A 12902-nucleotide genomic window follows, 5' to 3' on the forward strand; every position below is an offset into this window, starting at 1 on the left:
ATTTCAAAAGTTTTAAAAATAATCACTACACACTAAACAATACCCAGTGCTACTGAAACCCTAAACATATTTACAAATCAGAACTTGGGCCGAGACAGCGGCGTATCTTCTTTTAAACGACTGCTACCGCGTTCAACCGCCATACTTTTTACTTTGCTCGACTCCACCCCAGACTGATCCGCCGCATCGATATTTGCGGCATAGTAAAATTCAGCTTGGGCGCGCTGATGAGTAACATCCATTAAAATAAAACCGTGATTTTTCAAGTCGGTGTATTTCATATGGGGATTCACCACTGGCAGTACCGCCGACACCAATTCTGCTGCGCCGTCTGGGAAGCCGGGTGACGTTACGCTGGGAGTAACAAACTCCACACCCAGTGGCTCCTCAAATACCCCTGATGTTAATATCGCGCTACTTTTATAGAGTTCATTGGCCCAGCTACTATGAATATCGCCGGTTAATACCACCATATTTTTAATGGCATTTTCTTCCACAAAATCCAGTATCTCTTCGCGCTCACTGGGGTAGCCGTCCCACTGATCCATATTTATGGCCACCAGCGGACTAAATTCATTGGTCGGCACACCCGGCAATAAGCGCTGAATTTCCAGCAGTTGCAGCTGAGCAAACATCACCTGCTGGCCCACGATTTTCCAGGTATTTTGCGCGGTAGCGAGCTTGTTTTTAAACCACTCTTTCTGGGTTTGCCCAAGCAAGTCGCGGGCGTCGGTTCGCGCTGGGTCAGCAGGGTTATCCAACTGCTTAATACGCCCTTCTATGCGGGTGTCCAGCATGACGAAGTCGGCTAAATCACCGTAGCGGAAGCTACGATAAATACTGTCTTCGCTAGCCGTAGGGGGGCGAATTGGCATCCATTCAAAATAGGCTTGAATCGCTTGAGTCTTGCGCGCATCCCACTCGCCCTCACCGTCGTTGTGATTATTAGCACCATCTTTGTAGGAGTTATCGGCGGTCTCGTGATCATCCCACACGGTAATAAAAGGGTGTGTCTGATGCACTGCTTGTAAGTCAACATCACGGCGATAATGGGCATAGCGACGACGGTAATCGTCTAACACCAAAATTTCGTGATTTGGATCGAGCAGGCGACCCGCGTTGTCACCGTACTCGCCATCACCATATTCGTAGATGTAATCGCCCAAGTGCAGAACAAAATTGAGATCGCTGCGATTGGCGATCATCCGGTACACCGAGAAATAACCGTGGGGGTAGCTGCTGCAGGAACACACCGCAAAACGTAAATGCTCCGCGTATTGACCTGGCATAGGCAGCGTCAGTGCGCGACCAACTGGCGATAGCTGCTCACCAACTGAAAAGCGGTACCAGTAATGTTGTTCAGACAATAAACCAGCGGCGTCGAACTTCACCGTATAATCGCGTTCGGGGCCAGTCACCAAATTTTCTGCCAGTACGACATTCTCAAACTCGGGGTCTTCAGCAACCTCACATAAAACGGTAATACCACCGCCGTCGGCTTGGTCTGGCGTGACTCTCGTCCACAGAATAACGCGATCATCTAGCGGGTCGCCACTCGCGACGCCATGAATAAATGATACCGGCGGTGCAGTGACAGGACTGCCTGCCGGCGGTTTGCTGGCCGTTGGCGCGCGATTGGAATTGCTGTTGCTACCGCAGGCTGTCAATATAGGCACCGCGATAGACACAGTACTCATGGCGCGTAGAAAATGGCGTCGGTTCACGTATAACTCACTCGTACTGTCATTTAAAAGTAACGGCATGATAACCACGCCTTGTTACAGTTAAGTTTCAGTAAAAAAAGCCAAAGCAGCACAAATCAGGTCCACCAAGACCCTATTAAGATGGAATGCAAATGTATAAAGCCTTATTAATTTTCTTCTGCGCAAGCATCGTGGCCTGCAGCAGCAAGCCCATCCCCTTTACCGATTACATTGTTACTAATTTACTGCGGGATAATTTAATGAGTCTTGCCGAACCGGCAATATTCAGCATTGAAGAAATTATAATTATTGAAAGTGAACACAGCGACAATAGTGGCCGCGCGACCGTCGATGTGCGCCTGAAGTTTCCAGAAGATTTCGACACGGTTACTAGCCTGCACAAGCTGGAACCATTTAATATGGCTTACAAACAGTATCAAAGCAGTTTTGGCAAATTCGCCGCCGGTGAGCAGCAGGTGCACCACGCCGAGTACCAGTTTCAGCGCCGGGATGGAAAGTGGTTCATTGTTGGGAGCAAAGCCCTGTCGCCACCGGATATTATTGCCGTAACCGCCCAGACACCAGTAAACTAAGGGCTTGCTGGCACTCCGCACATCAAGATTAAAAGTGACTAGCCAGCTGGACCCATGGCGCCTTGCCTTCTTGATGGTAAACGCTAAAACGCGTCACACCCGCATAGGGCACATTTATTCTCGTCATCGCCCCCATGGGCATACCCAGCAGATGACACATCATTACCCGAATGACTGCGCCGTGCACCACCAGCAATACCGATTGCCCTTGATGACGCTCAACAATAGCGTCGATGCCGGTACTAATACGCCGACAGAAATCTGGCATGGCCTCGCCATTAGGTGGGCTTGCCTCCGCGGGCGACTCCCAAAATTCTGCCCACTCTCGGGTAAAGCGTTTTCTCGCCTCTGAGTGGGCCAAGCCCTCCCAATCACCAAAATGCATTTCGCGCAAATCGTCCTGCACTGTCATTGTCGTGGCGCGCAGGGCAGCAAGGTCTTCGGCAAAACGCAAACAGCGCTGTAAAGGCGAACTCACAATATGATCCCATTGCATATCGCCTAGGCTAGCAACTTTATCGCGCATTTGCTGCCAACCTAACTCGCTGAGTGCCACATCGGTGCTGCCGCGAAAAATTTCACCGCCTTGGCAAGCGCCGTGACGCAGTAAATCGATATGGGTTTCTGTGACTTTAGTCATTACCGCGACTTACCCCTGCTTGCTCAAAGCTCGCCATTTCAATTTGTAAACGACAGGCCGCTTGCATAATGGGCAGCGCGAGCGCCGCACCAGTGCCTTCGCCCAAGCGCATATCCAGTTGCAGGAGTGGCTCGGCTTCCAATTTATTCAATAAACGGCTGTGACCAGGCTCGGCAGAACAGTGCGAGAAGAACAACCAAGGCCGAATTGAGGGATTAATTTTTACTGCCGAAATTGCCGCCGCCGTGCAGATATAACCATCGACCAATACCACAATACCACGCTGAGCAGCGCGAATATAAGCGCCCGCCAAGGCATTAATTTCGTAGCCGCCAATACGACGCAATACTTCTACACCGTTTTTCATATGAGGTAGATGCCGAGACATCGCGCGGGTTACCACCGCCGCCTTTTTCGCCAAAACCTGGTCGCTAATACCGGTACCGCGACCAACCATCGCGGTAGCCGAAAGGCGGGTGTGCGCTACTGCCAGTGCTGCCGCAGCGGTGCTATTGCCAATGCCCATCTCACCGCCAATAAACACATCTATGTCGCCAGCCTGATCTATTATGTCGCGTCCTACCGCCAAGGCTTCTTCGCACTGCTCCAAAGACATGGCTTCGGTAACGCACATATTTTGGGTGCCGGCGCCCACCCGTAAATCCTGCACATTGGGTAGATCTTCGAGCGCGTAAACAGTACCCACGTTGACCACGGTGAAATCTACGCCCATAGACTTAGCCAAGACGCTAATGGCCGCGCCGCCATTGGCAAAATTGCGCACCATCTCTGAGGTAACGGTTTGCGGGTAGGCCGAAATATCTTCAGTGGTCACACCGTGATCACCCGCGAATACCGCAATTAATGCTTTGTTAGCATGAGGTTCTAAAGTGCGCTGAATAGCCGACATCTGCACCGCAACATGTTCGAGACGACCAAGCGCACCACGGGGTTTGGTTAAACTATTTTGCCGTGCGATGGCTGCGGCCCGCATTTCTTCGTCAGCTTCCGGTGCCGCTTCCTCGTACCAATGACTCATATCTATTCCCTTTAATCTTATGCTTTAATTTTTTAAAACTTGCTCTAAACCCGCGGTAACAAACACCACTCTATCTGCTAGCGCGGCAATGTCTTGGTGCAAACGGCCAGACTCATCCACAAAGCGACGGGTGAGCGAACCCAGCGGCACTATGCCCTGCCCCACTTCATTGCTAACCAACACAATATGCCCCGGCGCGGTTTGCAAGGTATGCAAGAATTGCCCCTTCACCTGCTGCCAGCTGTCGTCATCTTCTTTGGCCAACCAATTACTCAGCCACAGAGTAAGGCAATCTACCAAAATAGCCGTTTGCGGTGATGCGTGTTGCCGTATTGCCGCAGACAACTCCTCCGGGGCCTCTACAGTACGCCAATCATCAGCTTTACGCTGCTCTTGATGGTGTTCAATTCTCATCGCCATTTCTGAATCGCCAGCGGTCGCGGTGGCCACATAAACCCGCTGCAACGTAGATCCGCACACGCGTTGCTCGGCCAAACGGCTTTTACCAGAGCGGGCACCGCCCAAATACAATTCCAGCATGTAGATACTCCACTAAGATGCCGAGACTGCCACCGTTTAGCGATCTGACGTATAGTAAACCGCTTATTCTACAAGACTCGACTTCATTGAGGGAAATATGGGACATCGATTATCCAAGATTTACACGCGAACCGGCGATGACGGCACCACCGGCCTCGGCGATGGCTCACGCATAGACAAAGACCACTGTCGTATGGAAGGCATAGGCACAATAGATGAAGTGAATTCTTTTATCGGATTACTGATGGCCGAGTTGCCCACAGCGGATCCTTTTTTACCACTGCTGGCGCGTATTCAGCACGATCTTTTTGATTTAGGCGGCGAACTGGCCGTGCCCGGTTACACCATGATAAGCCCAGAGCGAATCGATGAATTAGAGGCCAGCCTCGACGAATTAAACGCCGACCTGCCACCACTAAAAAACTTCATTCTACCCGGTGGCAGTAAAGCCGCGGCTCTTTGTCATATGGCCCGCGCCGTATGCCGCCGCGCCGAACGCTGCTTGGTCGCGTTAAGCAAAACCGATGAAGTAAATGCCACGGGCCGCAAATATTTGAATCGTTTGTCTGACTTTTTGTTTGTCATGGCCCGGCTGCTAGCCTTGCGCGACGGCGGCCAGGAAGTATTGTGGGTGCAGGCGGATAAGCGTTAAAAAACTGAATGACGCTAAAAATGCAACATCATCGCCAGAAGGATAGTTGCGTTGCCCTTAATCTCCAGCCTCGTTGACGAGATGGACTCCTGCCTCCGCAGGAGTGACGAGTTTTAGACCTCCTGTCTCTGCAGGGCGCGACGCGTCGCCCCAGCGCGCAGCTACCAGCCAAGTCAAACCGGCTAGCTAGGTCATGCCTGCCCCTCATTCTTGCCATACCTGATAGCTTATTCCCGTCATACCTTCTTCTTTTTTGTCATAGCTGCGCAGGCAGGTATCCATGTGAGCGTAGCGAATGCCTTATTACGCCAACGTCTAAGCCCAAACTCCGGCGCAGAGATGGACTCCTGCCTCCGCAGGAGTGGCGAGTTTTAGACCTCCTGTCTCTGCAGGGCGCGACGCGTCACCCCAGCGCGCAGCTAACGACCAAGTCAAACCGGCTAGCTAGATCATGCTTGCCATACCCGATAGCTTATTCCCGTCATACCTTTTTCTTTTTTGTCATAGCTGCACAGGCAGGTATCCATGTGAGCGTAGCGAATGCCTTATTACGCCAACGTCTAAGCCCAAACTCCGGCGCAGAGATGGACTCCTGCCTCCGCAGGAGTGACGAGTTTTAGACCTCCTGTCTCTGCAGGGCGCGACGCATCGCCCCAGCGCGCAGCTACCAGCCAAGTCAAACCGGCTAGCTAGGTCATGCCTGCCCCTCCTTCTTGCCATACCCGATAGCTTATTCCCGTCATACCTTTTTCTTTTTTTGTCATACCTGCGCAGGCAGGTATCCATGTGAGCGTAGCGAATGCCTTATTACGCCAACGTCTAAGCCCAAACTCCGGCGCAGAGATGGACCCCTGCCTTCGCAGGGGCGGTGCTCGGCCTCCGCAGGAGTGGCGAGTTTTAGACCTCCTGTCTCTGCAGGGCGCGACGCGTCACCCCAGCGCGCAGCTAACGACCAAGTCAAACCGGCTAGCTAGATCATGCTTGCCATACCCGATAGCTTATTCTCGTCATACCTTTTTCTTTTTTTGTCATACCTGCGCAGGCAGGTATCCATGTGAGCGTAGCGAATGCCTTATTACGCCAACGTCTAAGCCCAAACTCCGGCGCAGAGATGGACCCCTGCCTTCGCAGGGGCGGTGCTCGGCCTTCGCAGGAGTGACGAGTTTTAGACCTTCTGCTTTTACAGGAGTGACGTATCTCCCGTCCAGCATTAAGCGGACGCCCTAAGCATTAGCCTTCCCGCATCAGGCACTCGACTCAACTACCCCCACAACCAGGCAGCGCCGCGCACGCCACTGCTGTCACCGTATTTTGCGGGCAGTAGCTTGGTAACGCATTGGTCGCTAAAAACGTAATTGGGCCAATATTGCGGGACGGTTTCGTAAAGCATCGCGATATTAGAAAGCCCGCCGCCCAGTACAATTACGTCGGGGTCGACTATGTTAATCACTACGGCGAGGGCCGATGCGAGTTGTCGGCAGTAATTATCGAGAACTGCCGCAGCCTGTGCGTCGCCCCCTGTAGCGCATTTTACAATTTCTGGTGCGGACAAAGCCTCGCCAGCGGCATTGCGATAGCTATGAACCAAGCCCGCGCCGCATAAATAGGTTTCTATGCAGTCTTTTCGCCCGCAGTAGCACGGCCGTCCTTCTTGCCTGTTTGGCATTGGGGTGTGCCCCCACTCTCCAGCGATACCATTGGCACCGCTCAGTACCTGTTTATTAAACACAAGGCCGCCGCCAGTGCCGGTGCCGAGGATTACGCCAAACACCGAGCTATAGGGCGCGCCAGCGCCATCCACGGCCTCAGACAGCGCAAAGCAATTAGCATCGTTACTAAAACGAATCTGCCGCCCCAGTTGAATACTGAGATCATCACACAGGGCTTCGCCATTGATACATTGGGTATTGCTGTTTTTCATGCGGCCAGTAAGGGCCGACTCGGCGCCCGGGCCGCCAACGCCAACACTCGCGCGGCCACCGGCGGTCGCTTCTAGGCGGCCAACCAAATCAGTAATCGCATCGATAATTGCGGGGTAACTCTGCGGCGTGGCAACGCGCTCCTTGGCGAGCACAATGCCGCTGGCAGATAGCACCACACCTTCAATTTTGGTGCCCCCAAGATCAATCCCTAGCTTCATGCTCTGCCCTTTTTAAAAATCCTTCTACACCAGCTGCAATACCGCGACCACGCATACCCAACACAATAGGCTGCGCGACAGCAGCAGCTGCACGGCGGTAAGTTCATCTGCAGCCGACTTCACGAACTGCTCGCCGTCTATCTGACCATCGGGAATATAGCTTGGCAGGGATTTCATACCGATGCTGTCTAACACCTCGGCGCTGGGCTGGTCACTGCTTAAATGCTGTCGCCATACGCCAATACAGGTATCAAAATTGGCGACAATAGCGAAGGCCAACCCTAATAATCGCACCGGTGCCCACTCCAGATAGAACAGGCCGTTAGCGGCCGTATCGCGATCTTGTTGAGGCAGACTGCGGCTGGCCGCCAACATAAACAACAGGCGATAGGCTAAAGCCCCGGCTGGCCCCAGCAATACGAACCAAAACACCACCGCAAACCAACGTTCAAAACCTTGATAGAAAACGGCCTTGCGCACACTCAGATGCAGCTCCGACGCGTTATCAACACCGCTATCACAGAGTTCGGTGCTAAATCCCCGGCCATGCTGATATGCCCCTTCAAGATCGCCGCGCTGCCAGCTATTTAAATACAGCTTTAATAGAATCTGAAAATCGCCCCGCCCCAAGCTGTAGAGCAAAATTGCCACGCTTAAAATAAACAGGGGCAAACCAAACAAAATAGGGCTAATTAACCACAAGACGGCAAACACGAGGATTACCGGCAAGGCAAAAACCACAAATAGCCTAACGCTACTGGCGGGAATTTTAAGCGCCATCAGCTGCAAGCGCTCAAACCACTCATCTTTTTGAATTACCCCGCCGCTGCCCCAAAATTGTACGGCCGCCCAAGCAATTAAAATGGCAAAAAAATCCATGATTTATTCCAATGCGTTTTTAAAATAGGCCCAATCAAAAGCCGCGCCAGGGTCCGTTTTCCGCCCCGGCGCGATATCATTATGCCCCACTATACGCGCGGCTGTAATCGCCGGGTATGAATTGCGCAGCGCGCGACTAATGGCAATTAACGCACGGTACTGAGCATTGGTATAGGCAACTTCGTCACAACCTTCAAGCTCAATGCCAATACTGAAGTCATTACAGTTCTCGCGCCCTTCAAATTGGGAGACTCCCGCATGCCATGCGCGGTCGGCAAAAGACACAAACTGGCTCACGGCGCCATCGCGGTCTATCAATAAGTGGGCGGAAACCGCAAGCCCGCGCAAATCAGCAAAGCTCTCATGGGCATTGCAATCGAGGCAGTTGGCAAATAGGTCATGAATATACTGACCGCCAAATTGCCCCGCTGGCAGGCTAATATTGTGAATAACCAAAAGGCTAATCTCAGTCGCTGGCGGTCTGGTATTAAAGTTTGGCGATGGATGCTTGGCGACTGACGTTAGCCAGCCAGCCGAATCGATGAAGTACATGCTACTTCCGCACTCGTTACAGCAAGGGGTGAGGCAAGATTACACGGGAAGCGGTGGGACTGTAAAACATTGCTATAAATAAGCAAATTAAAAAGGAATACGACGAGCCCCTAATTACAGAGGCTTGTCTTTCATATCCCGCAAATTGCTAATCACTGATTCTAGAGCGCGATCAAATTGACGGTCTTCGTCAATCAACAACACTGACTTACGCATAAGGGCTGCGGCCAGCTCGTCACGATTGAATTCCGCCACTTTAATACCGGAGCGATTTACAAAAATATAGCGACCAATACCGTTAATAACAGCGGCCAATCGACACCGCAGCATTTTGCCGTCGTCTTGACGCAGATCAACCCAATTGCCAACCCGTAAGGACTGCAAACGCGCGGTTAATTGCGCTTCGTCCTCAGCCCGCATCGGATTTAGCTCGGCAGAGGCCATATCATTAGCAAGCTCATCGTCAGCAGCAAGCTCCGATTTGTCGTTATTAGCACCAAAGCTTTGCTCCAACACCGCATCTAAGGAGGCAATATCTGAGTCCGCTGCAGTCTCGGGCTTTACCGTTACCGTTGGCGTGGGGGGCGCGTCTTTGCGGCTCAATTTGGCAAGGTGTAAACGCTCAAGCTGATCTAGCCACTGGCTAGTCTCAAAGCTATTCAACGATACCCGATTGAAGCCTAATCTTAGGGTTTCAATCAATACCGGAAGTGCTGAGATCAATTCATTGCGATGACCTGGGTCGCTAGAGGGCTGCACACTCCAAAGTAAACGCTCAATTAAGCCGGCATCTTCAGCAAAGCGCTCGCTGTCGCGGCCATGCTGAATATAGCTTAGGAATAACACCTTGCTCCAACCCAGCTGCAGTATTTTACTTAACACCGGTGGACAATCGACGCCAGCCAAACGCGACTCCAAAACACCGGCAATATGCATCCGCGCAGTTTCTGCGGTTGCCTTGCCATCTTCGGTGTCGACCGTGCGCTGAGCAACCAGCTCGGCCCGCCGCTTAGCCTTTTCATTAAAGGTGAGGAATTCCGCATGGGCGTCAACAAACACCTGGGTATCGACACCAAAATCACGCAGCACCCGCATAACGACTTTTTCAATCTCGCGGTACAGTGGATCTTTGTCCACCCCAGCGACCGGCGACCAGCCAATACCCGCACTAACCAAGGCACTGAGTAGTTTGCGGGCGGGGTGCTCTTCATGACCGAAAAAACCCTTATCGAGCATGGCCATTTTCAGCACAGGTATCTGCAGCCTAGCAATTAAGCCTTTTAAGGGCTCAGCCAAACTGTCGCCTTCTAAAATATACTGAAATAAGGCGCCAACAAAATTAATGGTGTCTTGGTCCCGCTGGTAGCTCAGCGCCGAGGCATCGGTACTGGCAACCCGCATCACCTGAGATAAGCGCGCAATCAACTTCTGAGCAATAGCGCTAAAATCAACACTATCACCACCGTTTATCGAGATCTGCACATTAAAATGCGTAAACTGCTCGTTTTGCATATCTTGCAAAGCGACCATAAACGAGGGCTTAGAAACCGCCGCTTTTGAGGCATCTAACTCAGCGTCATTCGCGCTAAGCATGGTGTCGAAGGCATCAAATAATTGGGTAACCAACTCCGTTGACTGCGAACGTTCTTCAGCAGGCGCCTCGTTAGACAACGTTTCGCCACTGGCCTGATCTTGGGCTTCGCCTGAGGCGCTCGGCTTGTTTGCCAGCAACTCAACAGGCAGGCCATTGGCCTCAAGTACGGGGCTTAAGGCATTATAGAACTCACCAAATGCACTAATAATCTGCGTATCAAACAGCTTAAACAAGACCAAGCGGGCCTTGATATCAATATCTAAACCGCGGCATGCCGAGCCCAGTGCTTCGGCAATTTTTGCCGGGCCCACTGGCAACTCTTTGGCCGCCAGCACTGGGCCATTCGTCGCCTGCTGCCACGCGGTGCACAGCACCCAAACTTCTTTCAAAAAGCGACGTTCAGCCTTTTTTGCCATACCCTCCAGCGCGACCAGTTCTTCCAGCGCCTCAGACTCCAGCAAGCGCAACTTCGCCTGACCATTTTCTCGGGAACTGGCTTTAGTGCCGCTGGCGAGATTGAAACCTTGGCCAAAAGCCTCGGCAAAACCCATTTCAATAGACTGCCTATTCACCCGAATTTCGCGCATCGCATCAAAATACACATGCTGCTCACGGGCATTACTCGCGTCGTCCGCCAATTCAAATAAGGCATCGTCGACATCGTCTAGCAAACTACAAAGACGGTCATTTAAATACAATACACACTTATCACGAATTGCGGCTATCGCCACCGGCAAGGCGGCGCCAGTCGACACCGGCTCGCGCCGCGACTGTAAATCCACTACCTTAGATGACTGATCTACCATAATACTTTCGCCAAAATCTCAATGTAAACGCTGGAAATATAGAACGTAAGCCCCTGAACTGTCGAGCAAAAGCTCAACAATGACGCATAATTCACTTGAATGAAGTAGTTATACGGCAAATACCCCCCAAGGCACTACTGTTACAACTACTTACTAGCCCAAGCAAAACACCATGAACATAGGCAGGCCAAGGCATGTGCTGGTAGAATAGCGGCGCTCCGAATTATCTTGCCAATAACCCCGGAAAATCACCATGCAGTTCACAGCTCAATTACAGCGCGACATCACAGAAACCGTGGCCTTCGCCCTTAAAGAAGACATTGGCAGCGGCGACATCACCGCCCAGCTTATTCCCGTCACGCAGACCGCCAAAGCTCGTATTATTACCCGCGAAAACGCCGTGATTTGCGGCACCGAATGGGTCAACGAGGTTTTTCGCCAAATTGATAGCTCCGTCACAATTCACTGGCACGTTGCCGACGGCGATGCCGTAAAACCCGATCAGCTGCTTTTTGAACTAGCAGGCTCGGCGCGCTCACTACTCACTGGCGAGCGCACCGCCCTCAATTTCTTACAATTACTCTCTGGCACCGCAACTATCTGTAAAAGCTATGCCGATATCGTCGCCCACACCGAAGTGCGCCTGCTCGATACCCGCAAAACCATACCCGGCCTACGCACCGCCCAAAAATACGCCGTCACCTGCGGTGGTTGCCACAACCACCGTATTGGCCTCTACGATGCATTCCTTATAAAAGAAAACCACATCGCCGCCTGCGGCGGCATCCCCGCCGCTATTAGCGCCGCCAAAGAAATCGCCCCCGGCAAATCCGTAGAAGTAGAAGTAGAGAGTATAGCAGAGCTAGAGATTGCCCTAACGGGTAATGCCGACATCATCATGCTCGACAACTTTAGCTTGGCAGACATGAAAACCGGCGTTGAGCTGACAGCAGGAAGAGCCAAATTGGAGGCATCTGGGAATGTCGACACATCTACTTTGGCGGGCATTGCGGAGACTGGGGTGGATTATATTTCGATAGGCGCGCTGACTAAGCATGCGCAGGCGGTGGATTTGTCGATGCGGTTTAGTTAAAAAAATGGGGAGCCCGAAGCCCCCCATTTTATTAAACAATACTATCAATTAACGACATGAAGACGGCAGATACTTTGCTTCAATACCCGCAGTAGTAGGCGCAGCGCATTTCCAAGCACGAACAGGCTTCACTGATGCCGCTGCGAAATCTGCAGCAACCGATGCGGTAGTCATTCCGGCATCAGAGTATGGGATCAGCTGGAGCTGCGTATTAGTAGTCCCTAGCTGTGAGATATTCTGAGCCGTAATGGTAATAACTCCGGCTGTACTAGTAGAAATAGTCTTTACATACTGACTTACCGGGCCCGTCGAGTCTTCGCCGCAACCAAACGAGTCGGCCGCAGTTGGAGCAGCTGCCATACCTGTTTGAGACGCTTCAGAAATTGACGCACGGCAAGATGATGCAGCCAAAACGACCTCAGACACCTTTGCGCGAGCCGTGTAATCCTGATAGGCAGGTAACGCAACAGCAGCCAAAATACCAATAATCGCTACAACGATCATTAATTCGATAAGCGTAAAACCTTGTTGTGTCTTCTTCATTATTACTCTCCAAAATTAGATTTCTATTTCTAGTTGTGATTAAAAATCATCACTGGGCATTACGATGCAACACTTGCACCAAACAGCCCTCAGACAACAATATAAAAATTAAACATATAAAAAACAAT

12 protein-coding genes are annotated in these 12902 nt (G+C 51.7%); 3 read left to right on the forward strand and 9 right to left on the reverse strand.

The window, feature by feature from the left end; genetic code table 11:
* Positions 1 to 77: 77 nt before the first annotated feature.
* On the reverse strand, positions 78 to 1763 hold the full coding sequence (locus AZF00_RS14425) for an alkaline phosphatase D family protein (protein WP_008251534.1): 1686 nt from the start codon (positions 1761 to 1763) through the stop codon (positions 78 to 80).
* A 92-nt stretch (positions 1764 to 1855) separates the two neighbouring features.
* Between AZF00_RS14425 and AZF00_RS14430 the strand changes: the two genes are divergently transcribed.
* Positions 1856 to 2296, forward strand: coding sequence for a hypothetical protein (locus AZF00_RS14430; RefSeq protein WP_008251535.1), 441 nt, complete (start codon positions 1856 to 1858; stop codon positions 2294 to 2296).
* A 28-nt stretch (positions 2297 to 2324) separates the two neighbouring features.
* Here the strand turns inward: AZF00_RS14430 and AZF00_RS14435 are convergent, their stop codons facing one another.
* From AZF00_RS14435 to cobU, 3 genes are read right to left on the reverse strand one after another with little or no spacing between them, the layout of a single operon-like run.
* Positions 2325 to 2936 carry a histidine phosphatase family protein gene (locus AZF00_RS14435; RefSeq protein WP_008251536.1) on the reverse strand — a complete coding sequence of 204 codons (612 nt, stop codon included), beginning with the start codon at positions 2934 to 2936 and terminating at the stop codon, positions 2325 to 2327.
* Entirely contained in the window at positions 2929 to 3975 is a 1047-nt protein-coding gene (cobT, locus tag AZF00_RS14440) for a nicotinate-nucleotide--dimethylbenzimidazole phosphoribosyltransferase (RefSeq protein ID WP_008251537.1), read from the reverse strand. The genes AZF00_RS14435 and cobT overlap by 8 nt, the downstream gene beginning before the upstream one ends.
* A gap of 24 nt (positions 3976 to 3999) precedes the next feature.
* Entirely contained in the window at positions 4000 to 4515 is a 516-nt protein-coding gene (gene cobU / locus AZF00_RS14445; RefSeq protein WP_008251538.1) for a bifunctional adenosylcobinamide kinase/adenosylcobinamide-phosphate guanylyltransferase, read from the reverse strand.
* Between the two features lie 97 nt (positions 4516 to 4612).
* On the opposite strand from cobU, the gene AZF00_RS14450 reads away from it, so the two are divergent.
* Positions 4613 to 5167 carry a cob(I)yrinic acid a,c-diamide adenosyltransferase gene (locus AZF00_RS14450; protein WP_008251540.1) on the forward strand — a complete coding sequence of 185 codons (555 nt, stop codon included), beginning with the start codon at positions 4613 to 4615 and terminating at the stop codon, positions 5165 to 5167.
* A 1261-nt stretch (positions 5168 to 6428) separates the two neighbouring features.
* Here the strand turns inward: AZF00_RS14450 and AZF00_RS14455 are convergent.
* The 4 genes from AZF00_RS14455 to AZF00_RS14470 form a co-directional block, all read right to left on the reverse strand.
* Positions 6429 to 7307: an ROK family protein gene (locus AZF00_RS14455; protein ID WP_008251544.1), complete on the reverse strand. Its 879-nt coding sequence runs from the start codon at positions 7305 to 7307 to the stop codon at positions 6429 to 6431.
* A 24-nt stretch (positions 7308 to 7331) separates the two neighbouring features.
* Positions 7332 to 8186, reverse strand: coding sequence for a regulatory signaling modulator protein AmpE (ampE, locus tag AZF00_RS14460; RefSeq protein WP_008251546.1), 855 nt, complete (start codon positions 8184 to 8186; stop codon positions 7332 to 7334).
* A 3-nt stretch (positions 8187 to 8189) separates the two neighbouring features.
* On the reverse strand, positions 8190 to 8738 hold the full coding sequence (gene ampD / locus AZF00_RS14465) for a 1,6-anhydro-N-acetylmuramyl-L-alanine amidase AmpD (protein ID WP_008251548.1): 549 nt from the start codon (positions 8736 to 8738) through the stop codon (positions 8190 to 8192).
* Positions 8739 to 8852: 114 nt separating this feature from the next.
* Positions 8853 to 11138: a DUF1631 domain-containing protein gene (locus tag AZF00_RS14470; protein ID WP_008251549.1), complete on the reverse strand. Its 2286-nt coding sequence runs from the start codon at positions 11136 to 11138 to the stop codon at positions 8853 to 8855.
* A gap of 253 nt (positions 11139 to 11391) precedes the next feature.
* On the opposite strand from AZF00_RS14470, the gene nadC reads away from it, so the two are divergent.
* On the forward strand, positions 11392 to 12231 hold the full coding sequence (gene nadC, locus AZF00_RS14475) for a carboxylating nicotinate-nucleotide diphosphorylase (RefSeq protein ID WP_062384097.1): 840 nt from the start codon (positions 11392 to 11394) through the stop codon (positions 12229 to 12231).
* 48 nt (positions 12232 to 12279) lie between these two features.
* Here nadC and AZF00_RS14480 read toward each other — a convergent pair whose 3' ends face one another.
* Positions 12280 to 12774 (reverse strand): pilin, encoded by a 495-nt coding sequence (locus AZF00_RS14480; RefSeq protein WP_062384100.1) that lies wholly within the window; start codon positions 12772 to 12774, stop codon positions 12280 to 12282.
* Positions 12775 to 12902: the final 128 nt, after the last annotated feature.

Source organism: Zhongshania aliphaticivorans (genome assembly GCF_001586255.1).
GTDB classification, from domain to species: Bacteria; Pseudomonadota; Gammaproteobacteria; order Pseudomonadales; family Spongiibacteraceae; genus Spongiibacter; species Spongiibacter aliphaticivorans.

Excerpts from the sequence above, each read along its gene's own strand:
- AZF00_RS14470 (WP_008251549.1), bottom strand. The coding sequence starts at position 11,138 with ATGGTAGATCAGTCATCTAAGGTAGTGGATTTACAGTCGCGGCGCGAG.
- AZF00_RS14450 (WP_008251540.1), top strand. The coding sequence starts at position 4,613 with ATGGGACATCGATTATCCAAGATTTACACGCGAACCGGCGATGACGGC.
- AZF00_RS14480 (WP_062384100.1), bottom strand. The coding sequence starts at position 12,774 with ATGAAGAAGACACAACAAGGTTTTACGCTTATCGAATTAATGATCGTT.
- AZF00_RS14435 (WP_008251536.1), bottom strand. The coding sequence starts at position 2,936 with ATGACTAAAGTCACAGAAACCCATATCGATTTACTGCGTCACGGCGCT.
- nadC (WP_062384097.1), top strand. The coding sequence starts at position 11,392 with ATGCAGTTCACAGCTCAATTACAGCGCGACATCACAGAAACCGTGGCC.
- AZF00_RS14455 (WP_008251544.1), bottom strand. The coding sequence starts at position 7,307 with ATGAAGCTAGGGATTGATCTTGGGGGCACCAAAATTGAAGGTGTGGTG.
- ampD (WP_008251548.1), bottom strand. The coding sequence starts at position 8,738 with ATGTACTTCATCGATTCGGCTGGCTGGCTAACGTCAGTCGCCAAGCAT.
- AZF00_RS14425 (WP_008251534.1), bottom strand. The coding sequence starts at position 1,763 with ATGCCGTTACTTTTAAATGACAGTACGAGTGAGTTATACGTGAACCGA.
- AZF00_RS14430 (WP_008251535.1), top strand. The coding sequence starts at position 1,856 with ATGTATAAAGCCTTATTAATTTTCTTCTGCGCAAGCATCGTGGCCTGC.
- cobU (WP_008251538.1), bottom strand. The coding sequence starts at position 4,515 with ATGCTGGAATTGTATTTGGGCGGTGCCCGCTCTGGTAAAAGCCGTTTG.
- ampE (WP_008251546.1), bottom strand. The coding sequence starts at position 8,186 with ATGGATTTTTTTGCCATTTTAATTGCTTGGGCGGCCGTACAATTTTGG.
- cobT (WP_008251537.1), bottom strand. The coding sequence starts at position 3,975 with ATGAGTCATTGGTACGAGGAAGCGGCACCGGAAGCTGACGAAGAAATG.